The organism is Hominibacterium faecale (genome assembly GCF_020734085.1).
Classification (GTDB): Bacteria; Bacillota; Clostridia; order Peptostreptococcales; family Anaerovoracaceae; genus Hominibacterium; species Hominibacterium faecale.
Map to the genome: position 1 here is coordinate 15,961 of NZ_JAJAGH010000014.1, position 25,915 is coordinate 41,875.

The 25,915-nt window shown below is 47.3% G+C and carries 24 protein-coding genes; 22 read left to right on the plus strand and 2 right to left on the minus strand.

Annotated features, from left to right (window positions below):
* From ispG to LG211_RS17500, 3 genes are all read left to right on the plus strand, one after another.
* Entirely contained in the window at nt 1-1,053 is a 1,053-nt protein-coding gene (ispG, locus tag LG211_RS17490) for a flavodoxin-dependent (E)-4-hydroxy-3-methylbut-2-enyl-diphosphate synthase (RefSeq protein WP_269478113.1), read from the plus strand.
* 62 nt (nt 1,054-1,115) lie between these two features.
* Nucleotides 1,116-4,880: a PolC-type DNA polymerase III gene (locus LG211_RS17495; RefSeq protein ID WP_269478114.1), complete on the plus strand. Its 3,765-nt coding sequence runs from the start codon at nt 1,116-1,118 to the stop codon at nt 4,878-4,880.
* 317 nt (nt 4,881-5,197) lie between these two features.
* Nucleotides 5,198-5,395, plus strand: a complete 198-nt coding sequence (locus LG211_RS17500; protein ID WP_148397296.1) for a CopG family transcriptional regulator — start codon at nt 5,198-5,200, stop codon at nt 5,393-5,395.
* A 21-nt stretch (nt 5,396-5,416) separates the two neighbouring features.
* On the opposite strand, the gene LG211_RS17505 is transcribed toward LG211_RS17500, so the two are convergent.
* On the minus strand, nt 5,417-5,986 hold the full coding sequence (locus tag LG211_RS17505) for a dienelactone hydrolase family protein (protein WP_148397297.1): 570 nt from the start codon (nt 5,984-5,986) through the stop codon (nt 5,417-5,419).
* A 242-nt stretch (nt 5,987-6,228) separates the two neighbouring features.
* On the opposite strand from LG211_RS17505, the gene LG211_RS17510 reads away from it, so the two are divergent.
* Nucleotides 6,229-6,579 (plus strand): helix-turn-helix domain-containing protein, encoded by a 351-nt coding sequence (locus tag LG211_RS17510; protein WP_148397298.1) that lies wholly within the window; start codon nt 6,229-6,231, stop codon nt 6,577-6,579.
* 148 nt (nt 6,580-6,727) lie between these two features.
* The gene (locus tag LG211_RS17515; protein WP_148397299.1) at nt 6,728-7,048 is read left to right on the plus strand and encodes a helix-turn-helix domain-containing protein; all 321 of its coding nucleotides are present in this window, start codon (nt 6,728-6,730) and stop codon (nt 7,046-7,048) included.
* A 7-nt stretch (nt 7,049-7,055) separates the two neighbouring features.
* Here LG211_RS17515 and LG211_RS17520 read toward each other — a convergent pair whose 3' ends face one another.
* The gene (locus LG211_RS17520) at nt 7,056-7,448 is read right to left on the minus strand and encodes a helix-turn-helix domain-containing protein (RefSeq protein ID WP_253020069.1); all 393 of its coding nucleotides are present in this window, start codon (nt 7,446-7,448) and stop codon (nt 7,056-7,058) included.
* 222 nt (nt 7,449-7,670) lie between these two features.
* On the opposite strand from LG211_RS17520, the gene LG211_RS17525 reads away from it, so the two are divergent.
* From LG211_RS17525 to LG211_RS17605, 17 genes are all read left to right on the plus strand, one after another.
* Nucleotides 7,671-8,270: an RNA polymerase sigma factor gene (locus tag LG211_RS17525; RefSeq protein ID WP_148397301.1), complete on the plus strand. Its 600-nt coding sequence runs from the start codon at nt 7,671-7,673 to the stop codon at nt 8,268-8,270.
* A gap of 83 nt (nt 8,271-8,353) precedes the next feature.
* A complete protein-coding gene (locus LG211_RS17530; protein ID WP_148397302.1) occupies nt 8,354-8,833 on the plus strand; it encodes a ribosome maturation factor RimP in 480 nt (159 codons plus the stop codon).
* 24 nt (nt 8,834-8,857) lie between these two features.
* Nucleotides 8,858-9,961 (plus strand): transcription termination factor NusA, encoded by a 1,104-nt coding sequence (nusA, locus tag LG211_RS17535; RefSeq protein WP_465250813.1) that lies wholly within the window; start codon nt 8,858-8,860, stop codon nt 9,959-9,961.
* On the plus strand, nt 9,951-10,238 hold the full coding sequence (rnpM, locus tag LG211_RS17540; protein WP_367177880.1) for an RNase P modulator RnpM: 288 nt from the start codon (nt 9,951-9,953) through the stop codon (nt 10,236-10,238). Before nusA ends, rnpM begins: the two co-directional genes overlap by 11 nt.
* Complete coding sequence (locus LG211_RS17545) at nt 10,228-10,536, plus strand: L7Ae/L30e/S12e/Gadd45 family ribosomal protein (RefSeq protein ID WP_148397305.1); 309 nt, start codon at nt 10,228-10,230, stop codon at nt 10,534-10,536. The genes rnpM and LG211_RS17545 overlap by 11 nt, the downstream gene beginning before the upstream one ends.
* 22 nt (nt 10,537-10,558) lie before the next feature.
* The gene (gene infB, locus LG211_RS17550) at nt 10,559-13,408 is read left to right on the plus strand and encodes a translation initiation factor IF-2 (RefSeq protein WP_253020068.1); all 2,850 of its coding nucleotides are present in this window, start codon (nt 10,559-10,561) and stop codon (nt 13,406-13,408) included.
* 9 nt (nt 13,409-13,417) lie between these two features.
* Nucleotides 13,418-13,792 (plus strand): 30S ribosome-binding factor RbfA, encoded by a 375-nt coding sequence (gene rbfA, locus LG211_RS17555; protein ID WP_148397307.1) that lies wholly within the window; start codon nt 13,418-13,420, stop codon nt 13,790-13,792.
* Nucleotides 13,793-13,797: 5 nt separating this feature from the next.
* Nucleotides 13,798-14,781 carry a DHH family phosphoesterase gene (locus LG211_RS17560; RefSeq protein ID WP_253021286.1) on the plus strand — a complete coding sequence of 328 codons (984 nt, stop codon included), beginning with the start codon at nt 13,798-13,800 and terminating at the stop codon, nt 14,779-14,781.
* The gene (gene truB / locus LG211_RS17565) at nt 14,778-15,737 is read left to right on the plus strand and encodes a tRNA pseudouridine(55) synthase TruB (RefSeq protein WP_148397309.1); all 960 of its coding nucleotides are present in this window, start codon (nt 14,778-14,780) and stop codon (nt 15,735-15,737) included. Before LG211_RS17560 ends, truB begins: the two co-directional genes overlap by 4 nt.
* A 3-nt stretch (nt 15,738-15,740) precedes the next feature.
* Entirely contained in the window at nt 15,741-16,685 is a 945-nt protein-coding gene (locus LG211_RS17570) for a bifunctional riboflavin kinase/FAD synthetase (protein WP_148397310.1), read from the plus strand.
* Nucleotides 16,686-17,144: 459 nt separating this feature from the next.
* Complete coding sequence (locus tag LG211_RS17575) at nt 17,145-17,735, plus strand: TetR/AcrR family transcriptional regulator (protein ID WP_269478115.1); 591 nt, start codon at nt 17,145-17,147, stop codon at nt 17,733-17,735.
* A gap of 15 nt (nt 17,736-17,750) precedes the next feature.
* Complete coding sequence (locus LG211_RS17580) at nt 17,751-19,226, plus strand: aspartate aminotransferase family protein (protein ID WP_148397312.1); 1,476 nt, start codon at nt 17,751-17,753, stop codon at nt 19,224-19,226.
* Entirely contained in the window at nt 19,226-20,200 is a 975-nt protein-coding gene (locus LG211_RS17585) for a class II aldolase/adducin family protein (protein ID WP_148397313.1), read from the plus strand. The genes LG211_RS17580 and LG211_RS17585 overlap by 1 nt, the downstream gene beginning before the upstream one ends.
* A 4-nt stretch (nt 20,201-20,204) precedes the next feature.
* On the plus strand, nt 20,205-21,809 hold the full coding sequence (locus LG211_RS17590) for a xylulokinase (protein ID WP_269478116.1): 1,605 nt from the start codon (nt 20,205-20,207) through the stop codon (nt 21,807-21,809).
* 1 nt (nt 21,810) lies between these two features.
* Complete coding sequence (locus LG211_RS17595; protein WP_253020063.1) at nt 21,811-23,019, plus strand: MFS transporter; 1,209 nt, start codon at nt 21,811-21,813, stop codon at nt 23,017-23,019.
* A 182-nt stretch (nt 23,020-23,201) separates the two neighbouring features.
* Nucleotides 23,202-23,468 (plus strand): 30S ribosomal protein S15, encoded by a 267-nt coding sequence (gene rpsO / locus LG211_RS17600; RefSeq protein WP_148397316.1) that lies wholly within the window; start codon nt 23,202-23,204, stop codon nt 23,466-23,468.
* A gap of 339 nt (nt 23,469-23,807) precedes the next feature.
* Nucleotides 23,808-25,907, plus strand: a complete 2,100-nt coding sequence (locus LG211_RS17605) for a polyribonucleotide nucleotidyltransferase (protein ID WP_148397317.1) — start codon at nt 23,808-23,810, stop codon at nt 25,905-25,907.
* The last annotated feature ends 8 nt before the right edge of the window (nt 25,908-25,915 follow it).

Here is a 25,915-nt window from a genome sequence, read left to right on the forward strand (position 1 = left end):
ATGACAAAACAAGTAAACTGCGGCGGTGTGAAGATAGGCGGGGGTGCGCCCCTTTCCATCCAATCCATGACCAATGTCAATACAGCAGACATCCCTGCAGCGGCAGCACAAATTCGCCGGCTTACAGACGCAGGCTGCCAGATCGTCCGTCTGGCGGTACCGGACATGGACGCTGCCCGGGCTTTGAAAGAACTGAAAAAACAAGCCGATGTCCCACTAGTAGCCGATATTCATTTTGATTATCGGCTGGCTCTTGCCGCCATTGAATCGGGCGTTGACAAGATCCGCATCAATCCCGGCAACATCGGAGAAAAAGATAAAATTCGTCAGGTGGCCGACGCGGCCAAAGCGGCCGGCATACCCATCCGGGTAGGTGTCAACTCGGGATCCCTGGAAGCGGATATTCTGGAAAAAAACGGCGGACCCACGGCCGAAGGACTGGCTGAAAGCGCACTGCGCAATGTGGAGATTTTGGAGGATATGAATTTTCACGATATCGTCATTTCCCTCAAATCCTCCAATGTAAAGATGAATTACCAGGCTTACAAGATCGTGGCTTCTCAGTCCGATCATCCCCTGCATATAGGAGTTACGGAAGCTGGAACCGTTTCACGGGGAAAAATCAAATCCGCCGCTGGAATCGGGGCGCTGCTTTTAGAAGGTATGGGAGATACGATGCGGGTTTCGCTGACTGCGGATCCAGTAGAAGAGGTGCTCTTTGCCAAAGAGCTGCTTTCCGCCCTTGGAATCAGAAAGCAGGGGATTGATCTGGTTTCCTGTCCAACCTGCGGCAGAACGAAAGTGGATTTGGAATCTATTGCGCTTCAGGTAGAGCGGGGGCTTGCATCCATCGAAGATACAATCACAAAAAAGAATATAAAGGTTGCCGTCATGGGCTGTGCGGTCAACGGCCCTGGAGAGGCCAAAGACGCTGATCTGGGCGTGGCCTGCGGCGACGGAAAAGGCGTGATCTTTGCCAAAGGCGCGATTATTAAAACAGTGCCGGAGGAAGAAATCGCCGCCGAATTGATAAGGCTGGTGCAAACTCTATGAAACGCCATACATATGGTAAGAATGAAAGACTTGAATCACCACCAGGATTTTTTAGGTAGAATATGAAAGAATTAATCGAAAACAGCATTACATGGACCAAGCTGGGAAAACATCCCAAAACCGAATACAACTACACCATTGAGCGGGCCGTATTGGGCAAATACAACCAGATTTTGACCATACAGATTCGGCTCAATTTTGTGATGCCCTTTCCCGACGTGGAAAAGATACAGGCCATTGCCAAGAGTGAAGTGGAAGGCCTTTCCGGTGTAGAACTGACCTTTGCTTATGAGGATATGATTCAGACACCGGAGGAGATCATCGCCCTCTTCATCGAGCATATGATTCATATTGTCAACGGCAGCTACGCCCCCATTACTAAGACCATCTTCCCTGAAAAATTTCAATTTAAAGATGGCAGGCTGACCATTTTTGCATTGGGAGAAACCTCCGTTTCTCTGCTCAATGAGCAGGTTGCCAGTAAATTTGAACGGCTTCTTCATCAAAATTTTGGAATTGAGGCGGTCGTTGAATTTGAAAATCATCAAGAAATCTACGAAAAAGCCCACCAAGAGATTAAGGAACGGGAGAAGAAGGACGCAGAGGAAAACAAAAAGCGGCAGATGCAGGCCCAGAGCCGTCCAAAGCGGGAACAGGCAGAAAGCGGCGGAAACGGCGGGACACCATGGGGCGAGAAAAAAACCTGGGGAAAGAAAAAAGACCAGTACGAGCCTGTTTCGGGAAACCGGATCATGGGAAAGCCGATTTTCGGCGACCCTACGCCGTTGGGACAAGTTACCGTAGAAAGCGGAAAAGTGGTGATCGAAGGAATCCTTTTCAAAAAGGCAGAGAGGACGATCAAGAGCGGTTCCAAGTTGATCACACTGCTGATTACAGATAAAAAGACTTCCCTCTGTGTCAAGTTTTTCGCACCTGAACAAAAGTGGCAGGATGTGGACGAGCATCTGAAAAGCGGCGACGTAGTAAAAATTGCCGGTGATGCGGAATGGGATATGTTTGATAATGTTCTCACCGTAAAGGCTAGGAGCATTGAAAAGGGCGAAAAACAGTTCCGGCAGGACAACAGCGAAGAGAAAAGAGTGGAGCTGCATGTACATACGAAAATGAGTGCCATGGATGGACTCAATGATGTCAAGCATTTGGTCAAAACAGCTGAAAGCTGGGGCCATAAAGCGATCGCCATCACGGACCATGGGGTTGTTCAGGCATTTCCTGATGCTTCCCACGCAGGGAAGGATATCAAGATTCTTTACGGAGTGGAAGGCTATTTGCTGGAAGATCGGGATTGCATCCGGGAAGACGGAACCATCGAATACAAGAAAAAGGGTACCAACCATGTAATCATCTTGGCGAAGAACAGGGTGGGGCTGAAGAACTTATACAAGCTGGTTTCTTATTCCCATTTAAACTATTTTTATAAAAGGCCGAGAATGCCCAAATCCGTAGTGACTGCCCACAGGGAAGGCTTGATTATCGGTTCGGCTTGTGAGGCTGGAGAGATTTACCGGGCTGTTCTTCAAAAAGAGAGCCCGGAAGAGATCGAGCGGCTGGTGAATTTTTACGATTATCTGGAGATTCAGCCTCTGATCAACAATCAGTTCCTCATCAACAACGGCACAGTGAGGGATAAGAAGCAGCTGATGGACATCAACCGAGAGATCATCGCCCTGGGAGAAAAATATGGCAAACCAGTAGTTGCCACCTGTGATTCCCACTATTTTGATGAAGAAGAAGCGCTGTACCGTCGGATTTTGATGGCTGGTCAGGGATTCAAAGATGTGGAGGGAGACAAAGGTCTATATTTTCGGACTACTGAGGAAATGCTGGAAGAGTTCTCCTATTTGGGGGCAGAGACGGCTCGCAGAGTTGTCATCGAAGCGCCCAACGCCATTGCGGATCAGATTGAGCGTATGATGCCAGTGCCGGAGGGGAAATTCCCCCCCAAGATCGATCGCTCGGATGAGATTCTGCGGGAAAAATGCGAAGAGCGAGTTGTCGCCATGTACGGCGATCCTGTGCCTGCCGAGATTCGGGCACGATTGGACAAAGAGTTGAATTCCATCATTAATAATGGTTATTCGGTTATGTATATGGCAGCGGAAATGCTGGTGAACAAATCCATGAGCGACGGCTACCTGGTCGGATCCCGAGGCTCTGTTGGGTCTTCTTTTGTTGCTACCATGTCTGGGATCACCGAGGTAAATCCGCTGGAACCCCATTATCTGTGCCCCAACTGCAAGCACTTGGAATGGGGCGATAAAGAAAAGTATGACTGCGGCGTGGATATGCCGGAGAAAAACTGTCCGGTCTGCGGTACCAAATACGATCAGGAGGGCTTTTCCATTCCATTTGAAACCTTCCTCGGTTTTGAAGCAGATAAAGAACCGGATATCGATCTGAACTTTGCTGGTGAATATCAGGGAACCGCCCACAAATACGTCGATGAAATCTTCGGCGCTGAAAATGTATATAAAGCCGGTACCATCGGTACGATCCAGGGAAAGACCGCCTATGGATACGTGATGAAATATTTTGAAGAGCGGCAGCAGCCCATCAACAAATTCGAGGCTGACCGCCTCACCAGCTGCTGTGAAGGTGTCAGAAGAACGTCTGGACAGCATCCGGGCGGTATCATCATCGTGCCCCGCGGCCATGAGATTTTTGAGTTCTGCCCGGTTCAGCATCCGGCCAATGACGTGAATTCGGATATTGTCACCACCCATTTTGACTATCACTCCATTGACCAGAACCTGCTGAAGCTGGATATCCTGGGACACGATGTGCCGTCCATGATCCGTCAGCTCCAGGATATGACTGGAGTCGACCCTTTGAAGGTACCCCTGAAAGATGAAAAAGTAAACAGTATCTTTATCGGGACCGACGGACTGGACATCAAAGACCCGGACTACAAATTTACCCACGGCAGCTACGGAATTCCCGAATTCGGCACGTCGTTTACCCGTAAAATGCTGGACGATACTCAGCCCACCAGATTTGCCGATCTGGTGCGCATTTCAGGGTTTTCCCACGGGACCGACGTGTGGCTCAATAATGCTCAGGATCTGATTGTCAAAGGGATTGCCACCATGAAGGATGCCATCTCTACTCGAGACGATATTATGAACTATCTGCGGCTGAAAGGCCTGCCCAACAAAGATGCTTTTACCATCATGGAAAAGGTGAGGAAGGGGAAAGGGCTGACTCCGGAGCAGGAAAAACTCATGCGGGAGCATCAGGTACCAGAGTGGTATATTGACTCATGTAAAAAAATCAAATACATGTTCCCCAGAGCCCATGCGGTCGCCTATGTAATGATGTCCTACCGGATCGCATATTACAAGGTTTATTATCCGCCGCAGTTTTATGCGGTCTACTTTACCACCAAAGCCGCTGACTTTAACGAAAAGGTCATCTTAAAGGGCGCTGTTTCTATCCAGGAAAAAATGGAGGAAATCATCAATAAGGGCAACAATGCTTCCAAAAAGGAAGAAGCGGAAATGACCGTCTATGAGGTTGCCTATGAAATGTATGCCAGAGGATACGAATTTCTTCCGGCGCGGCTGGGCCGTTCGGACGGAACTAAGTTCGGAACAGAGGACGGCAAAGTGACGCTGCCCTTTGTAGCAGTCACCGGTGTAGGTGAAAACGCTGCCAAATCTTTGGCGGAAGAATACAAAAACCGTCCCTACGAAACGGTGGATGAGATTCGCGACCGGGCCAAGATCAACAAAACGGCCATTGAAGAGTTGCGTGAACACGGCGTTCTGGAAGGACTGCCGGAAACAGACCAGCTCAGCTTGTTTTAATTCAATCAAGCCCAGCTTTATACAGCCGCCAGGCGTTTAGAACTGCACTAATTTTGAAGCTTCGATCAAAATTAGTGCAGTTTTTTAAGCTTGTAGAGGTTGAATTTTGCTAAATCACTTAAAAGGTTAAATCTCTAAAATTTTGCGCCCGAAAACTTACAAAATTTACACAAATTTCACCATCTGCCACATTCCAGCTGCGGTGCCGTTTTATGTATGTTACAAATATATAACAACATTATATATTTGTAATTATTATCATATTTATTTGTTTTTGCGTAAATTATAATCAAATAACAGGAAGGTGATGAATAAATATGAGCAAAATGATTGAAGTCCCAAAGCGTAAACTTAAGGGCGAAGACGGATATCACACTTTTTCAATTCGAGTGCCGGATGATTTGTATCTTGAACTGGAATGTTTTACAAAAAAAACGGAACTTTCCCGGAACCAAGTGATTATCATTCTTTTGAAAGAAGCGCTGAAGATTGCCCAGATTAAAGAAGATGTGTAAACGGCTGCAAGCAGAAAAGGATTACGAGTTTTGAAAAAAGCCGCAAATTGCGTCCTCTGCAGATTTGGCCGCAGTCTTGTCATAATTCTTTGAGCCCTTATCCATAAAGCCATGCCCAGCGGAAAATTTGAGCACATTTGTACAAGGCTTCTTTTTGAGAAGGGCGCTTACCTGGCCCACATCAAAAGAGGCTTCCTGTGAAAACAGTAACAAGGTGGGACAGACCGGGTTCAGGCTAAGATAATCCCGAATTCGAGAACCATAGCAGGCGGCAATTCCATCACAGGCTGTGTTTTCGCAGCATCTAAAGGCCACCGTCGCACCTATGCTAAAACCGACAAGAAACACCTTTCGGTAACGCTCTTTTAGCTGTTTGATCGATGCGTCAACCTGTTTATATACATCAAACCCTATGTGTTCCATAAAATAGTTGTATGCTTGTTGTGATTCTTCATAGGAGAAGGATGGGCGGCGGATCAGATTGGGGCAAAAAACATCGAATCCGGCAGCCGTGAACTTTCGGCGCTGATACTGCATGAACTCGTTTACACCATAGATCTCATGAAGAAGAATAATTGCTTGCTTGTGCATGTTTCCTGTTACCTCATATTATAGAAAGATAATTATAAGGTAACATACCTATTAGAGAATCGCAAACAAGAATTTTTATAGTTGCGAATTACGACATTTTTACAGTAATAGTGACAAAAAGAGACAATTTTTTTAAGAAAAAACTGAAAATATGGCTCTTAAATCTACATTGCACATTTGGATCATTATAATCTCATCTAAATGAACATATAATATCTTTATCATAATGACGGAGATTGTGTATGCATATTAACTATAAAGATTTAGGACAGAGGATCAAGAACGCACGTAAAAAGGCAAATCTGACTCAGGCGCAGCTGGCAGAAAGAATTGGCGTTGGAAATACACATATAAGCCATATTGAGACAAATGCTACCATCCCAAGCTTAAAAGTGATCATCGATATCATGAATGAATTGGACTTGTCCCCCAACGAACTGTTCTGCGATTACGTGGAGTCAGCCGGGCCGGTGCTCAAAGAAGAGCTGGCCCAAGCTACCGGCGACTGTGATCTACGGGAATTGAGGATGATTGTGAAATCAGTTCATTTTATGAAAGGCCTTTTAAGAGATGATGGAGGATCGGATTTGTAGCTCTGGGATTATTTGAAACCAGGAGGCGGAAACCAAGAGTGTGATAAAAGAACTGCAAAAATAGGTTCATGGACATACGTATATTATAGACTGAAAAAGATTGTCAAATTAGGCTAAAATATGGGTATAGAAATGAGGTTAGCAGAACGTGAATTACACACTTGAAAAAATCGAAACGATTCGTAAGAAAAAGGGGATCTCTAGATATCGGCTGGCCAGTGATGCCAAAATCCCTCAGACGACGTTATCGAATATGCTCAAAAACAATACAATGCCTACTTTGAGCACACTGCAGAAAATTTGCGAGGGCCTGGGTATTACAATGGCACAGTTTTTTGTAGAGGAGGGCACAAGGATTGATTTGACTGATCAGCAGAAAGAACTGTTATCTTTGTGGGATTCGCTTCCTTTAAATATGCAGGCGCGCGTAATCGGATATTTAGAAGGATTAAAAGAAAATAACAAATGAACGGCTGTTAACCGTTCATACGCAAAGCATCCTGTCTTTTCAGCTGATCAAGCCGAGCCAGTTCTTCGGCTCGTTCTACCAGTCTTCCCTTTGAGAAATCAGATAATGAGTTATAAAGCGCAAGCAGCTTCGTTTCCTCTCGGGTATATTCCTGATAGAGAAAATACTCCTGCAGCACGGTCTGAACATCGCAGTTCAGAATGGTATCCATGTTGACATGGTAGAATTTACAGAGCGTGTATAATGTGTTTACGTCAGGAAGCCGCTCTCCCTGTTCATATTGACAATAGGTGGATCTGCAAATTGAAATTTTTGCGGATAGAGCACTTTGACTCAGCTTTGTGTTTTGACGCAGGATGGCCAGGTTATGTGCGACTCGCTGTTGAAGTTCCATTTTCATAATAACATGTCTCCTTGATTCCAGGCAAAAACAACTTCTGATTTTATAGAGGCTTTTTTGACCAGAAAAGACGCAAAAATTCACGAAAATTATCAGTTTTTGCTTAAAACCCCCTTAAAGATATAGAGGCGACGTCTTTTAGGGTTTATCCGCTGCTATCGAAAACGAAATGAAGAAATCATCATTGAACAAAAAAACGGTTGTGTAGAAAGGAAACAAGCGTTGGATACCAAAGAAAAAGAAGCACTGCTGTGCGGCAAATATAATAGTATAAACAGACTGCTTGCAATGCAGAATGTTGAACGTCAAGATCGAGAAGACCTTCTTCATGAAATTTTTATGAAAGCCTTCCGTAAGTTGGGCCAGCTCCGAGATCCGGAAAAGATGGATGCTTGGCTGTGGACGATTACGAGAAATGAAGTGAATCGGTACTGGCGCCGTATTATGAACGGCCGCGAAATGGAAAAGTCCCTGGACGCAGAGACAACTCCGGTGCTATCGGCTGAAGTCAGCGATGCGTATTACCGTGGTCTTGCGGAGGAGCTGGAGCGCTTTTGCGAACATGACGAACTGGCAGCGGCTCTGCATAAACTGAACGAAAAAACCTTAATTCTTTTCCGGCTTCATTATTTTGGCGGATACAAGCTGAAAGAAATCGCACAGATCACAGGCGATTCGGAAAGCACCATCAAAAGTCGGCACAAACGAGGGTTGATACGATTGCGGGAAATTCTCACTGAAATGCGTGAAAAAGATAAAGAACTGGAAGAAAGAGAAGAAACATCCACATTTCCCCTTGAAGTAAAGGAAGAACTGTGGTAATATAATAACATGTTATAAAACTAGACGGTAAGTAGTAAGAGTGGGCAAAACCCACTCTTTCGTTTTGTGTTAGGGGAGAGTAAATGGCAAAACAAAAAATTAAAGATATCGTAGCACAAGAATTAGAATCTTTTTTAGCCGAAAACGGCTATGAACTATATAATGTAGAGTTCGTAAAAGAGGGAAAGGACTGGTTCCTGCGGGTATACGCCGACATGGCCCAGGACAGGCAGGAGGAATTCATCAGTACCGATGATTGTGAGAAGATCAGCCGCTTCCTTAGTGAAAGGCTGGATGCGATGGATCCGATCCAGCAGAACTACTATTTGGAGGTTTCCTCTCCGGGCATGGACCGGGAGCTTCTGACAGAAGCACACTATCTGAGGTTCACCGGAAGAACGGTAGAAGTAAAACTTTATCAACCTGTCTGCGGACGGAAACAAATCGACGGCGTCTTGGAAGGGTTAACAGATGGGACGGTGATCATAACCGATGAAAACAACCAAAGGTGGGAGCTGCCGCTTGATCAGATTGCAAAGACAAAACTGGCAGTGGTTTTCTAGAATAAGTAGGAGGATTATAGAAAAATGAACAGAGAATTTATCGAAGCCATCGATGCGCTGGAGAAGGAAAAGGATATTTCCAAAGACATTTTAATCGAGGCTATCGAATCAGCGCTGGTATCAGCATATAAAAAGAATTATGGAACATCCCAGAACGTTCGAGTTAATATTGACCGAGACGAAGGGGATATCGATGTTTTCATGAGAAAAGACGTAGTCGAGGAAGTGGAAGACGATATGGTCGAAATATCCCTTGAGGAAGCCCTGGAGATCGATCCCAGATATGAAGTCGGTGATGTGGTGGAATATCAGGTCACGCCAAGAGATTTTGGAAGAATTGCAGCACAAACAGCCAAGCAGGTTGTGGTGCAGAGGATCCGCGAAGCGGAAAGAGGTATGATTTTTGATGATTATATCACAAGACAGGGAGAGATCATCACCGGAACCGTGCAAAGAATCAGTAACGAAACCATCTTTGTCAATATGGGCAAGGCTGAAGGAATCCTAGCTGCTACTGAACGGGTTCCCGGAGAGAAATATGACATCAATGACCGAATCAAGGTCTATATCATGGATGTAAAAAAAACCACCAAAGGACCGCAGGTATTCCTGTCCAGATCCCATCCTGGTCTGGTGAAAAGGCTGTTTGAGCTGGAAGTGCCGGAGATTGAGGACGGCATCGTAGAGATCAAAAGTATTGCCAGAGAAGCGGGATCACGAACAAAGATCGCTGTTTACACAGAGGAAGATAACGTGGATCCGGTAGGAGCATGCGTCGGCACCAGGGGCAGCAGAGTACAGAGCATTGTAGATGAATTGTTCGGAGAAAAGATTGATATCATCACATGGAGCGATGATCCGGAGATTCTTATCAGCAATGTACTGAGCCCGGCCAAGGTGGAAAAAGTTATCATCGACGAGGACGAAAAAGCAGCAACAGTAATTGTGCCCGATTATCAGTTGTCGCTGGCCATCGGCAAGGAAGGTCAGAATGTAAGGCTGGCCGCCAAACTTTGCGGATGGAAGATCGATATTAAGAGCCATACCCAGTATTTCGGAAACGAAATTGAAGAGCCGGCCGAATATCCAGTCGATGAGGAAGAGGAGATCGTGGAATTTGAAGAATAATGCACCAAAACCTGCTAAAAGGGTGCCGATGAGAAGATGCGTGGGCTGCATGGAATCGAAACCCAAAAAGGAGCTGATTCGGATCGCCGGATATGAGGGGGCCGTGACCCTGGATCCGACGGGAAAAGCCAAAGGCAGGGGCGTATACTTGTGTCCCAGCAGCGAATGTCTTGAAAAGGCCAAGAAGAAAAAAGCCCTGGCCAGGAGCCTGGGAATTGAGCTATCCCAGGAACAGCTGTCACAGCTTTTCAGAGATTTGGAAGCTTATGAGAAGTAAACTTCAAAGCTATATAGGCTTCGCGAAAAAATCGGGGAATTTACAGACAGGATACAATACCTGCGTTTTCGCCATGAAAAAGGGCAAGATCAAGCTGCTGATCATTGCGGAGGACATTTCGGAAAACACTGGGAAAAAGATAGAGAAGGAAGCAAAGAAATATCAGGTCGCCTGCAGAGTGTACGGGAAAAGCGATGAGCTGTCGCAGATGGCAGGGACCGAAGGAAGATCCATCTTTGGGATCACGGATCAAAACTTTGCGGAAGTTATATCAAAGGAAATCGACAAGGATGGATGAACAGAAAAGGAGGAGTTCAAATATGAAAATACATGAACTAGCCAAAGAACTTGATATGGATACAAAGGCGGTCCTGGAAAAAGCCAGGTCCATGGGAATTGAAGTAAAGGATAAAAACAGCACCCTGGAGGATATTGACGCCACTGCGGTGAAAAATACCATACAGAGGAGTAAGAGCGGTGCTGAGACGAAGATTGTCAAGGCAAAGCCCAAGAAAGCAGAAAAAGCTGTGGGAAAAAAAGCAGAGATTGATGAGCCCAAGGTTACGGTCAAAGCGGCTAAGATCGCTATTCCGGTGCAGCCAAAAACAGCCAAACATCATCAGGCGAAAACGCAGGAACGAACAGTGACTCAGAAGCCGCCTGTAGGAAAACCGGTTGTGCCTAAGGATTTGGAAAAGCGGCCGAAACCTCCTGTCGGTAAGCCGGTTGTACCAAAAGAGCTGGAAGAACGGGGAAAAAATGCGCCTGCTCCGGCTGCAAAGCCTGAAAAAACGGAGACAACGGAAGTGAAAAAGCCGGAAACAGCAAAACCAGTCGAAAAGAAGGAAAAAACAAAGGACGCCCAGCCTGCAGCAGCGGCTAAAAAGGAGCCCAAACCAGTCATTCGTCAGGAGAGGCTGAAGATCATTAAAAAAGCTTCTGAAGTTCACGAAGAGGAACGGATCGCCCGCGAGAAGAAAGAAAAAGCTGCTGCTGAGCGAAAAGCCGTTGAAAAAGAAAAAAAAGCCGCATCCGATCGTAATAAGGAACGGAATCAGAAAAGAGACGGAAACAAGGGCCAAAGACGCGACGGAGCAAGACCTCCAAAACGGGACGGCAGCGACAGCCGTGACCGTCGTGACCGCGATAACGCCCAAAACCAGGGAGGAAACCGGCCTGTCAGAAAAGATAAGAAGGTTGACACGGTACTGGAAAAGCCGTCTTCACATAAGAAAAGCGATAAGACAAAAGAAAAGAAGGAGAAAGAACGGGATAAATTCGCCAAGCTGGAAAGAGGCGGAAAGAAAGGCGGAAAGCCGCAGCCAACCCGTTCTCTGGAAAAGAAAGTGCGTCCCAAAAAGCAGAACAAACCAAAACCTGCTCCTGAACCCGAAGCTGAGGTGGCTGAAATTCCAGTAGGTACGACTGTGATCAATGTACCGATTACTGTAGCCGGGCTGGCGGAGCAGATCCAGGTATCCGTTTCCCAAATCATTATGACGCTGATGAAAATGGGGATTATGGCGAATGTTAATCAGAATTTAGATGAGGACACAGTCGTGCTGTTAGCAGAAGAGCTGGGCGCCAGTGTTGTGATTGGTAAAGTGCAGGAAGAGGAAGAAGAAGAGGGCCTGGAGGTCTTTGAAGATAAAGATGAAGATCTGCGCCCGAGAGCTCCGATTATTACGGTAATGGGTCATGTAGACCACGGTAAGACCTCCCTTTTAGATGCGATCCGTAAGACAAACGTGACTGCCTCCGAATCCGGCGGAATTACCCAGCATATCGGTGCGTCCGAGGTTGAAATCAACGGCCAGAAGATCGTATTTTTGGATACGCCGGGACATGAGGCATTTACTGCGATGAGAGCCAGAGGAGCCCATACGACGGATATTGCTGTTCTGGTGGTCGCGGCTGATGATAGTGTAAAACCGCAGACCATTGAATCCATCAGCCATGCCAAGGCTGCCGGCGTGCCCATTATTGTTGCCATCAACAAGATGGATAAACCTGGCGCCAACCCGGATATTGTAAAGAAAGATCTGGCTGAACAGGGTGTTCTGGTTGAAGACTGGGGCGGCGATGTGATCAGCGTTCCTGTTTCCGCAAAGTCCGGTGACGGGATTGTTAATCTGTTGGAAATGATCTTGCTGCAGGCAGAAGTTCTTGAATTAAAAGCTAATCCGAACCGTCTTGCCATGGGTTCTGTACTGGAAGCACGGCTGGATAAGGCCAAGGGTCCTGTAGCAAGCCTCTTAGTGCTCAACGGTACCCTGAAAGCAGGCATGAGCGTTGTCGCTGGAACTTGTTCCGGAAAGATTCGTCTCATGACAAACCATAAGGGTGAGAAAATCCGCCAGGCAGGACCAGCTACAGCGGTTGAGATTCTGGGATTGACGGAAGTACCTCATGCCGGTGATGAGTTTAATGCCGTCAAGGAAGACCGGATCGCAAGAGAGATTGCCGAACACAGAAAAGAAAAGAAGAGAGAAGAAGTCCTGGCTAGAAATTCCAGTACTACGCTGGAAGAATTGTTCTCCCAGATACAAGAAGGTGAAATCAAAGAACTAAACCTGATCGTAAAAGGCGATGTGCAGGGTTCAGTGGGCGCGATCGTATCGTCTTTAGAAAAATTATCTGCAGAAAATGTAAGAGTCAAGATTGTACACACCGGCGTCGGCGCTGTGACTGAATCCGATGTCATGCTGGCAGGAACTTCCGATGCGATCATTATCGGCTTTAATGTCAGACCTAGTACAGCGGTTTCTGCCATGGCAGAGCGGGATAATATTCAGATTCGGACCTACAGGGTTATCTACGATATCATCGATGATGTAGAAAATGCCATGAAGGGTATGCTGGATCCTGAATTTAAAGAAGTGGTTCTGGGAACAGTAGAAATAAGAAATACCTTCAAGGTGCCGGGAGTTGGCATTGTAGGGGGAGCCTACGTTACTGACGGCAAGGTAGTCCGTAATGCGCAGATCAGACTGGTGCGTGACGGTATCGTGATTCACGAAGGAAAGATTGCATCCCTGAAACGATTCAAAGACGATGCAAAAGAAGTGGCACAGGGATACGAATGCGGTATTGGCGTGGAAAGCTACAACGACATCAAAGAAGGAGACATTATCGAATGCTTCCAGATGGAAGAGATCAAGCGAGATTAGGAGATAAATATGGGAAAAGGACACAGACAGGGCAGGCTCGGTGAGGAAATTCGAAGGATCATCAGCGACCTGCTCTTAAGAGAGCTGAAGGATCCCAGGCTAAAATCAGGAATGGTGAGCGTTTCTGCCGTAGAGGTAACCTCAGACGGCAGTTACGCTACCGTATATATCACGGTTTTGGGTTTGGATTTAAAGCACGAGGACAGCAAAAAAATTCAGGAAGATGCGCTGGCAGCACTGAGCAGCGCCAAGGGGGTGATCAAGCGGGAAATCGGCAGACAGATCAAACTGCGTCATATTCCGGATTTGATCTTCAAAATGGATACTTCCCTGGAATATGGGCGTCATATTGAAGAAATCATTCAAGGATTGGATAAATCGTGAACAGCATGAAAGTAGAAAATAACACATTGAAGCAGATCGGAGAAAAACTTGCAAAAGCGGACTCCGTACTGCTTTTTCCACATATACAGATGGATGGTGATGCGCTCGGTTCTTCGGCGGCTCTTTGCCGGGCCATGCGCAATGCGGGGAAAGAGGCTTTCATCCTCATCGAAGATGATGTGCCTGAATACCTCAGCTTTTTGGATAATGGATATTGTACGAAGGATCAGGACTGCATCCGGGAGCCGGATATCTGCATCTGCATAGACTGCGGTGAGGTGTCTCGTTTTCCTGAGCGCCAGCAGACATTTTTTCGTGGAAAAACGACGATTTGCGTGGATCACCACACCACCTCGCAGCCTTTTGCAGATTACAATTATATTGATGGCGGCATTGCGGCTACTGCAGAAATAATCTATGCTATCCTGGCAGCCATGGATATTCCTATCGACAAAGAAATCGGGGAGGCAATCTTTACTGGGATTAGTACGGATACTGGTAACTTCCAGTATTCCAACGCCACAAAGGAGAGCCACTTGATTACAGCTTCACTCTATGATGCAGGCATCGATCATGCTCATATTGCAGTGGAGCTATACCAAAACACCAGATTGGAAAAAATTCGCATTACATCCAAAATTCTCGATACACTGGAGGTTTTTGCCGATGGTAAGGCTGCAATTGCCTATGTTACACAGGATATGCTCGCGCAGGTGGGTGCCAAACTGGAAGAGACAGAAGGCGTTGTCGAGACGCTGCGCAATATTAAGGGCGTAGAAATCGCCGCCTTTGTCAAGGAACGAGAGGAAACGTTGATTAAGGTCAGCATGCGGGCTAAAACTTCCGGAAATGTGGCGGAAATTGCTGCCCAGTTCGGCGGCGGCGGCCATGTCAAAGCAGCCGGATGCACTTTTCGAAAGGAGCTTGAAGATGCCTGCTTACAATTGAAAGAGGCAATCAAAAAAAGTCTGGAGAAAGCAGAAGCATGAATGTAACTGGTATCATAAATGTGAATAAACCGGCTGAATGGACTTCTCACGATTGTGTGGCCGTGATGAGAAGGGTGCTGGGCATAAAGAGAGTAGGCCATACCGGGACTTTGGATCCGATGGCTACCGGCGTTCTGCCGATCTGTGCAGGAAGCGCTACCAGGATCATGGAATACTTGGATTTGGATTTTAAGACTTACCGCTGCGAAATGCAGTTGGGACTCACTTCCGATACTCTAGATATCTGGGGCCGGATTACAGGCGAGGCGGATGCATCCTCTGTTACGATTGAGGAAATCCACCGGGCACTTGCCCCTTTTCGGGGAAATATCTCCCAGATCCCGCCCAAGTATTCAGCCATCAAAGTGGACGGAAAGAAATTGTATCAGTACGCCAGAGCCGGCGAAGAGGTTGAGATCAAACCAAGGCAGGTCTATATACGCGAGCTGCTGGTGGAAAAGATCGATCTGGAAGAAAAGAAGATCCTTTGGCAGGTGACTTGTTCCAAGGGAACATACATAAGAAGCATCTGCAGGGATGTGGGTGAAGCATTGGGATGCGGAGCCGTCATGACAGGGCTGGTGCGAACGGCCAGCGGTGCATTTTTGCTGGAAGATGCAGTGGATATGGAGAAACTGCGTGATATGGATCAGGAACAGGCCCGGGCGCTGCTGGTGCCGCCGGATTTTCCTCTGATTCATTTCGGCAAAGCGCTTTTGGGCAGGGAGCAGGCTGCATATTTTTGCAATGGGGGGCATGTCTCCCTGAAAGATGTCCTGATTGAGCGGGAACCGGCATATAAGGAAAGAGAACCGCACATTCCCCTTCGCCCGGAATATCGCTGCGCATACAACCTTTATTTAAAGGAAGGCGGGCAGGAGACGTTTTTAGGGGTGGCCTTTTATAGCAGCAAATATAAAAAATTAGTAGCAGACAAAGTATTTTTTAGAGGTTAACGTATGAAAATATTTAATTCGCTGGATGAAATCGAAAATATAGAGGAAACGGTGGTAGCTCTGGGGAACTTCGACGGCGTTCATAAGGGACATCAGCAGATAATTTCGCGTACGGTCAAGAGCGCGGAAGCCGCAGGATTTAAGAGCGCTGTATTTACCTTTTCTAACCATCCCAAGAATTTGATGGCCGATGAAATTGTGGTAAAGAATATTCTCTATGCGGATGAAAAAGCGGCGATTATTGAGAGCCTGGGTGTAGACTATTTGTTTAACATTCCCTTTGATAGAACGATTTTGACCATGGATCCCATCGATTTTATCGATGATCTTTTGATCGGCAAATTCAATATGCGCCAGGCTTACTGCGGATTTAATTACCGATTCGGCTATAAAGCGGCGGGAAATGCGGAGATTCTGATGAAAGAGGGGATGAAAAAGGGCTTTGGCATTCATATTCAGGAGCCCTTTACCATCGACGGAAATTTGGTGAGCAGCACCTTTATCCGCGCCCTGATCCAGGAGGGAAAAGTGGACCAGTGCCTCAAGTACATGGGCCGTCTCTATTCCATCGACGGCGAGGTGGTCGTGGGAAATAAGCTGGGCAGAACGATCGGCTTTCCAACGTCCAACATTATGATCGACGAAACTATGGTGACCCCGCCTAACGGAGTATATGTAACTTACTGCACGTATAACGGCGTTCGTTATCCCAGCGTGACCAACGTGGGCGTCAAACCGACCATCGGAACTTACCATAAAAATGTGGAAACCCATATTTTTAATTTTGACAAAGAGCTTTACGGCAAAACCATCCGCGTGGAATTCCTGGAAAAGACCAGGGACGAACGAAAGTTTGAAAGCGTGGAGGCTCTCTCCAAGCAGATTACGGACGACTGCATCACGGCCAGGTCTTATCATCGAAGAAAGACGGAAGGCCATTTTGTATAAATGATTAAAAGGACGAAAGGCCGCGTTGGGGAAGCGCGGTCTTTTTTTGTTTGCGTGCCGGGCCTGTGGGCCTTTGGCAGGATTGCGGAAAATTTTGATAAAATTTTAAACTTTTTACGCAAAGCTGTGGGTTTGCGGGGCTTCATCTTGAGAAAAAGCCCGCGGGCTCGCTCCAACCTGAATCTAAGCAGCCGCAGCCGTTACAAACGGCGAAAATTTCGAAAGAAATTTTCAGTTTTTTCCCGGACATACCTCTTCCCGCACCTTCCCGCATATCCCTTCCTTCCCCACCTATCAACAACCCGCCCAACTCCACCCTTCCTGGCCCTTCAACACCCACCCCGCATCCTCTCCCAAAACCCTAAACTTAACTCTAAAAATAGACGTAAGTATAATTTTACTTGCAATTCTGAAAAACTTGGAGTATGCTATGAATAACAGGAGAAATGAGGTGAGTATATGGCAGAGTCCCGGCGGGCCGCAAACAAAATAAAATGCCGCACAAAGATTCTCAAAGCATCCAGGCGTCTTTTCAAGGCCAATGGTTTCGAAAACACCATGATCGAGGATGTGGCAGCAAAAGCAGAGGTTTCCAAAGCGACCTTATACAATTATTTCCCCAACAAAGAAAGTCTGCTTGTTGGAACGGCGGAGGACGAAACGGAAGTATTCTTCACATATGTTGAAAAAGAGCTGGCAAATGAAGATGCAGATAGCAAAATCCGAAAAGCGCTGGTATTTCTGGTTTCCGACAGCATTCCCTTCATTGGAGTGAGCCGAAGGATTCTATATCTTAATTCCTGCAAAACCAGTCCCCTTTACAAAAAGGGCGAACCTGTGCGGCAGCTTTTTTTGCAGATGATACGGCAGGCCCAGCAGGAGGAGATATTTCGTCAAGAGGTTGAAGCTGAGGACATTCTTGATCTTTTCATGGGTGTCTATCTCAATTCCCAATTCCAATGGGAACGCATGGAATCTTATTCAAAAGAGAGGTGCGAAGAAAAAATAAACCATATTTTAGACCTGGCTTTAACAGGGATATATCGATAGAGAGGTAAAAGAAAAATGGAAGATCAATATGCAATTACGAACTACTTAGATGCGGAGGAAGTTACAAAAAAACTGGATGCCCTGATTGAAAAGCCCATCTATTCCATCAAACCTTCAGTCTTGAAAACTTACGAAGAGGAATATTTCGGAAAAAAGTGCCGGACTTCAAAAGCGATGATTGACGAAGCGATAAATATCATACCCGGAGGCGTTCAGCACAACTTGGCTTTTAACCATCCTTTTCCACTGGCGTTCAACAAGGCAGAGGGCGCATATTTATACGATGTGGACGGCAATCAGTATTACGACTTTCTCCAGGCGGGCGGGCCTACCGTACTGGGGAGCAATCCGCCATCTGTTCGAAAGAAAGTGATCCAGCTGCTGGAAACCTGCGGACCGTCTACAGGTTTGTTCCACGAATACGAGTACAAATTGGCAAAGAAAATTTGTGACAGCATAGAATCAGTAGAAATGTTTCGTATGATGGGATCGGGAACAGAGGCTTGCATGGGCGCCATCCGCGTCGCCAGACTGGCCACGAAAAACAAACGGATTTTGAAGATGGGAGGCGCCTATCACGGATGGAGCGACCAGCTGGCCTACGGAATACGAATTCCGGGTTCAAAATGGACCCAGGCCAAAGGCGTGCCGAGAAAAATGTTCAAATACACCGACGAGTTTTTCCCCAATGATTTGAATGACCTGGAGAAAAAGCTGCGGCGTAATAAGATGAAAGGGGGCACGGCTGCGGTTATGCTGGAGCCGGTGGGACCGGAGAGCGGTACCAGGCCGGTGGATTATGACTTTTGCCGAGGCGTTGAAAAACTGTGCAGGCAGTACGGAGCCCTTTTGATCTGTGATGAAGTGGTATGCGGCTTTCGAATCGGCATGAGCGGGGCACAGGGTTATTTTGGAATTTCTCCCGATCTGACCATCTTCGGTAAAGTCATCGCAGGCGGATATCCGGGAGCAGGCGGCCTGGGCGGCAAGAAAGAATATATGAAATACTTGTCTTCCGGCATTGGCGGCGAAGCAAAGCATCCGAAAGCTCTGGTGGGCGGAACCATGGCAGCTGCTCCCATCAGCTGTGTGGCGGGCTACTATACCCTTTGCGAAATTGAAGAATCAGGAGCCATACCAAGGGCCGGTAAATTCGCCGACCGGCTGACAGACGGACTGAATCAGCTGATCGACAAGTATAAACTGCCCTTTGTCGCTTTTAACCAGGGGTCCATCTGTCACTTGGATACAACAGGAGCCATGCATTATGCCATCAACTGGCATAAACCATGGCAGATACCGGAGGTGCTGAAAGCGACTTCTGCCAGGAAGCAGGAAATGGAACATATGGGGGCCGCCTATATGGCTGAAGGTATCGTAACGCTGGCAGGAAGCAGGCTTTATACCAGTGCCGCTTACGAGGAATCTATGCTGCCTGACATTCTAAATCGTTTTGATCGAGTACTATCCAATGTTGAGGAGTTAGGATAATGGAGAAAAGAGAAGCAAAAAAACAAGTGATTCAGGCTGGAAAAGAGCTGTCCAAGTCGGGGCTGATCGCCAGGACTTGGGGGAATGTCAGCTGCAGGGTCGATGATGAAACCTTTGTCATCACGGCCAGCGGCCGCAATTACCTTACGCTGACCGAAGAGGAAGTGGTTGAAGTCAAAATGAGCGATCTCAGTTACGAAGGCGACATCAAACCCTCCTCGGAAAAACGGATTCATCGGGCTATCTATCAATTGAAAGACGATGCCCAATTTGTCATTCATACCCATCAGGAAAATGCGTCGGCCATCTCGGCGATGGGAGTATCGGAAATAGAACTGAATCAGGCCTGCGAAGGAATCGGAGAACGGGTCATCTGCGCGGAATACGGCCTGCCGGGAACGGAAACCCTCTGTGCCAATACGGTCAAAGCCGTTTCCGCCTCTGATGGCAAAGCTGTCATCTTGAAACACCACGGAGCGGTGATCTATGGCAGCAGCTATGAAGAGGCTTTCCGCACTGCCCATAACCTGGAGCAGGCATGCGGCCAATATCTGGATCAGCTCCACCCGGACATCACCCGCCATCCGGCGAGTAAAGAATTCATCCAAAATCAACATGAAAAGGCGGTCATTTGGAACTGCAGCCCAGTAGTAAAAGCCTTTTTGAAGGAAGAAATCCGCCTCAAACCTTATTTAGACGATTTTGCGCAGATGGCGGGAATGAGTATGAAGTTCGCAGGACCGGAGGCGATTGAATCTGCGGTTAGAGCGGGAAAATCTATGTTGGTCAGGGGGCGCGGTGCTCTTTGTGTAGGCAAAAACGTCAGCGATGCAGAAGCTCTGTCTATGCTGGTGGAAAAAAATTGTAAAGCCTATTTCGCAGCGAAAGAAAGCGGCGGGACCCCCATCAAATTCTTTGATCGTTTTCTGATGAGGCAAATCTATCTGAGGAAGTACTCAAAGTTAGGAGAGTGAGCCTATGTACGTGATTGCTTACGATGTGGGAACGACAGGCGTAAAATGCTGTCTGTTTTCATTATCGATGGAAACAGGCATCGAATTTATCGCCGGCGAGTTGGTGGATTATGATCTTTATGTCCTGGAAAATGGGGGCGTAGAGCAAGATCCGCAGCAATGGTGGCGGGCAATGTGCGATACCACAAACCAGCTTTTGCATAAGGCCGGGGTCGCCAAGGAAGCAATCAAAGGGATTTCCTTTTGTGCGCAGATGCAGGCCGTCGTTTTAGTTGATCAAGAAGGGCAGCCGGTTAGAAACGCCATGAGCTATATGGATAATCGGGGAAAAAAGCAGATGGAACAGGGGCTTCAAAGGGGCTTTAAAATCATGGGTATGAACGCCCGCAAGCTGCTGCGATCCATCATGATCAGCGGAGCCGTTTCCGCCAGCGTCAAGGACCCTCTTTGGAAATACAAGTGGGTGCAAGATGAGGAGCCGGAAATCTTCTCCAAAGTACATAAATGGCTGGATGTGAAAGATTATCTGGTCTGCCGGGCAACGGGAAATTTCATCATGTCCAGGGACAGTGCTTTTGCCACATTGCTTTATGACACCAGAAAGGGCAAAGAAGGCTTTAGCAGGGAACTTTGCTCCATGATGGATGTGAACATGGAACATCTTCCCCAAATCTGCGAATGCCGGGACCAGGTAGGAACCATTACCGGGCAGGCGGCAGTAGAATTGGGTCTGGCCAAAGGCACTCCTGTTTTTTCCGGAGGCGGTGATGCTTCCCTCATAGGCGTGGGAGCAGGAGCAGTGGAAACAGGGGCAACCCATATCTATATGGGGACATCCGGATGGGTTTCGACGGTGGTGGAAAAACAGAGGCTGGACATAGGATCGATGATCGCTTCCATCGTTGGCGCAGACCCGAATCGATTCAATTGCTTTGCCGAGCTGGAGACTGCGGGCAAATGTCTGGAATGGGCCAGGGACCATATCGGTTTGGATGAGCTGGGCCTATTTAAGGAAAAAAAGTTTGCCTATGAAGATTTGGAAAGCAAGCACAAAAATCTCTACGGGTATATTATGGATAAGATCAGTCAAATACCCGCCGGAAGCAACGGTGTTCTCTTTACGCCTTGGCTTCACGGAAATCGATGCCCGTTTGAAGATCCAGATGCAAGAGGTCTGTTTTTCAATCTGGGAATCGAAACCACCGCTTCCGATATGATTCATGCCGTGATCGAAGGAGTTTGTCTTCATTTGAAGTGGCAGCTGAGGGCGATGGAAAAACAGACCAAAACGTCGCAGACCATTCGCTTTGCCGGGGGAGGGGCCTTGGCGCCGCTGACGTGTCAAATCCTGGCCGATGTGCTGGGAAGGCGGATAGAAACGGTTAAAAATCCGCAGAACGCAGGGGCTGTAGGATCTGCTGCTCTTATGGCTTTAGGGCTTAAGGTCATCGAATCCATCGATGAAATAAAAACACTGATTTCCGTAGATCACGTTTATGAACCGCAGCCTGCCAATACTGCCGTTTACGAGAACTTATTCCAAATTTTTAGAAGCTTATATAAAACAAACCGGAAAAACTTTGGCATGCTGAATAGGAGGAGTTTGTAAAATGAAAACGAAAAATATATCTCCTTATCGGTGGGTGATTCTCTTTACAACGATCCCCGCGATTATAGCTACAGAAATGATGTGGCTCACTTTTTCGCCCATCTCTAGTATTGCCGAAACCTTTTACAGCACCAGTTCTATGGCGATTACTATGCTGGCTACCAGTTATATGATTATGTTTATCGTATTTTGCATTCCGGCGGCATATGTGATCGACCGCTTTGGCTTTCGGACGTCTCTTTGGATCGGCGCCCTTTTGACCGGAATCTTCGGCTTGACCAGAGGATTGTTTGCGGAAAGCTTTACCATGGTCATCATTTCTCAATTCCTGATCGCAGCCGGGCAGCCGTTTTTGCTCAATATCACGACCAAAGTCGCCGCCAATTGGTTTCCCTTTGATGAGCGGGCGACTGCCGCCGGACTTCTGACCATGGCGCAATACCTGGGGTTTGCGCTGCCCATGGTTTTATCGCCAATGCTTTCGGAGCAGTATGGACTTCCGGGCGTGCTGAAAACATTTGCTGTGGTCGGCGTTGCCGCATCCCTGCTGGCGATTGTTTTTTCCAGGGAAAAACCGCCTGTGGCGCCGCCGGGACCTGAGGCGGAAAAAGAGGATTTCAGTCTGGCTACTTTGAAGGTGCTTCTCCGCAATAAATCCTACCTTCTTGCCATGATCATCGCTTTTATTTCAATGGGAATTTTCAACACGCTGCTGACTTTGATCGAAAGCATCCTGATGCCCAGGGGCATTACTTCCGCTCAGGCGGGTATCATCGGCGCTGCTTTTGTGCTGGCCGGCGTTTTGGGCGCGATTATTCTGCCCATGATCTCAGATCGGGCGGGAAAGCGAATTCCGTTTTTGATTACGGCGATCATTCTGCTGGTGCCGCTGTATTTGGGGATGACCATGCTCAAAGGCTTTGGTATGCTTGTTTTTGCCGCAGCAGTGGCGGGCTTTGCCATTATGGGCGTGGCGCCGATCCTCTTTCAGCATGGATCGGAGGTTGCTTATCCGGTGCAGGAGGGAACTTCGCTGGGCATGATCCTGCTCATGGGACAAATTTCCGGTGTCCTCTTTGTGTTTCTGTTTGAAGCAGCAGAAGGAGCCTTCGGCGGTGTAACGGTTCCGATGCTGGGCGTGGTGATTCTTACAGCTTTGGAAATCCCATTGGTGGCAAAAATGAAAGAATCCGCTTTAACAAAAAAGTAACGGCGCATGTATAGAATGACGATTGGGCGGACAGAATCATTTATATGAAAAACCCGGAAATAACTTGCATAACACATACACAATATGGTATTATAAATCGTTAGCAAAATTACCTTTTGCTGAGTTTTACGACGCTCCGGCGGAGGCCCGGCTGAAGGTGGATACAGAAAAGGAGAAAAACAATGATTAATCAAGCGAAAAAAGCGGAAATTATCAAAGAGTATCAGTTAAAAGAAGGGGATACAGGTTCCCCGGAAGTACAGGTTGCGATTCTGACTTACAGAATTAACGACCTCAACGAGCACCTGCAGGTGCACAAGAAAGACCACCACTCCAGAAGAGGACTTCTGAAGATGGTCGGTCAGAGAAGGAACCTTCTTAATTACCTGAAGGAAAAGGATCTGGAACGTTACAGAACTCTGATTTCCCGTCTGGGGTTAAGAAAATAATCGAGAAAGAATGCAAGCGGGAGATCTGCTCCCGCTTGATTTTTTATAGCATAGGAATATTGAATGCGTAGCATTGCCTATGCTTCAAAAAAGTTTGCCTTGTGAAAGTGAGCGCGAAGTGCGAACAACGTTTCCAAAGGAAACTTTTTTATAACGCAGGAAATATCGATGCAATCGATATTGACGGAGTTTCAAAGAACGTACCTTGCGAAGCGTCGCTGCTTGTCAGCGACATGTGTGCATAGGAAGCTTTGATTCCGTCATGCACGCGTTTTTTATGCGGAAAACCCGCGAATTTTTAGTTTTTGAGGAGAAGAAATTAACAGGAGGTAGTTGTTAATGAAATTCACTGATTACAGAACGTTTAAAACTGCTGTCGGAGGCAAACTTTTAGAGCTTGAAATCGGAAAAGTCTGCGAGATGGCAAATGGTCAGGTTATGGTAAAATACGGGGATACGGTTGTAAATGTTACAGCTGTCATGTCCAAAGAGCCCAGACCGGACATTGACTTTTTCCCGTTGAGCTGCGACTATGAAGAAAAGATGTACGCGGCAGGAAAAATTCCAGGGGGATTTATCAAGAGAGAAGGCAGACCCAGCGAAAAAGCGATCCTGAATTGCAGATTGATGGACAGGCCGCTTCGTCCGCTGTTTCCGAAAGGATTTTTCAATGATGTACAGGTCGTTGCTACGGTTATGTGCATGGATAACGATGCTCCGTCTGAAATCGCGGCGATGATCGGATCCTCCGTAGCTCTGGCTATTTCTGATATTCCGTGGGACGGCCCTACAGGATCGGTTCTGATCGGCAGAGTGGACGGCCAGTTTGTCGTCAATCCCAGCCTGGAGCAGAGAGAAAACAGCGACATGCATCTGGTTGTTTCCGGAACAAAAGAAGCTATCATGATGGTGGAAGCGGGAGCCGACGAGGTGCCGGAAGAAGACATTCTGGATGCGATCATGTTCGCTCATGAAGAGATCAAAAAGATTGTTGCCTTTATTGAAGATATTGTAGCTGAAGTAGGCAAGCCGAAAAAGGAACTGGATCTCTATCAGGTGCCTGAGGAAATCAATACGGCTGTCAGAGCTTACGCGGAAGATAAAATGCGTGCTGCGATTCAGACTTACGACAAGATGGAAAGACTGGACAACATGGACGCTGTGGAAGCAGAGACCAAAGAGCACTTTGAAGAAATCTATCCGGAAAATGCAAAAGATATCGATAATGTTCTCTATGCTATCACCAAAGAGCAGGTGAGAAGTCTGATCCTGGATGACGGCATCCGCCCGGATAACCGCAAGCTGGATGAAATTCGTCCAATTTGGGTAGACACTGGCGTTCTCCCGAGAACCCATGGTTCCGGCCTCTTTAAGAGAGGACAGACGCAGGCTCTGTCTGTTGCCACTCTGGGTGCTATGGGCGATGCGCAGACCATCGACGGCATTACGGAGCAGACGGAAAAACGTTATATGCACCACTACAACTTCCCGCCTTATTCCGTAGGCGAAGCAAGACCAATGAGAAGTCCGGGAAGAAGAGAGATCGGACATGGAGCTCTGGCAGAACGGGCGCTGATTCCTGTGCTGCCCAGTGTGGAAGATTTCCCATATGCCATTCGCGTGGTATCGGAAATTTTATCTTCAAACGGTTCTACTTCACAGGCATCTGTGTGCGGCAGCTGTCTGGCCCTGATGGATGCGGGTGTGCCCATTAAGGCGCCGGTTGCCGGTATCGCGATGGGACTGATTGAACGGGTTGAAGACGACGGCACCAGCAAAATGGCTATTCTATCCGACATTCAGGGAATGGAAGACTTCCTGGGCGACATGGACTTTAAGGTTGCGGGAACGGAAAAGGGTGTAACAGCCATTCAGATGGATATCAAAGTCCACGGTCTTTCCAAGCAGGTTCTGCAGGATGCGCTGGCTCAGGCTTACGAAGGCCGTATGCATATCATGAAGGAAATGCTGGATGAGCTTCCGGAGCCGAGAAAAGAGTTGTCTCCTTATGCACCAAGAATCATTTCGCTGCAGATCGATCCGGACAAAATCAGAACCGTCATCGGGCCGGGAGGAAAGACGATCAACAAGATCATCGGCGACACGGGCGTCAAGATCGACATCGACGATACCGGACTTGTTTATATCGCTGCGCCTGATATGGACAGCGCCCATGCAGCCCTCCATGAGGTGGAAATGCTGACCAAGGACGTTGAAGTGGGTGAAATCTATGAAGGAACTGTAACCAGACTGATGAATTTCGGGGCCTTTATTGAAATCCTGCCTGGCAAGGAAGGACTCCTCCACATCTCCAAGATGGCCAAACATCGTGTAGAAAAAGTGGAAGATGTGATGAACGTCGGCGATAAGGTTAAGGTCAAGGTTACGGAAATCGACAGCCAGAACAGAATCAATCTTTCCAGAAAAGAATTACTGTAAATATAAAA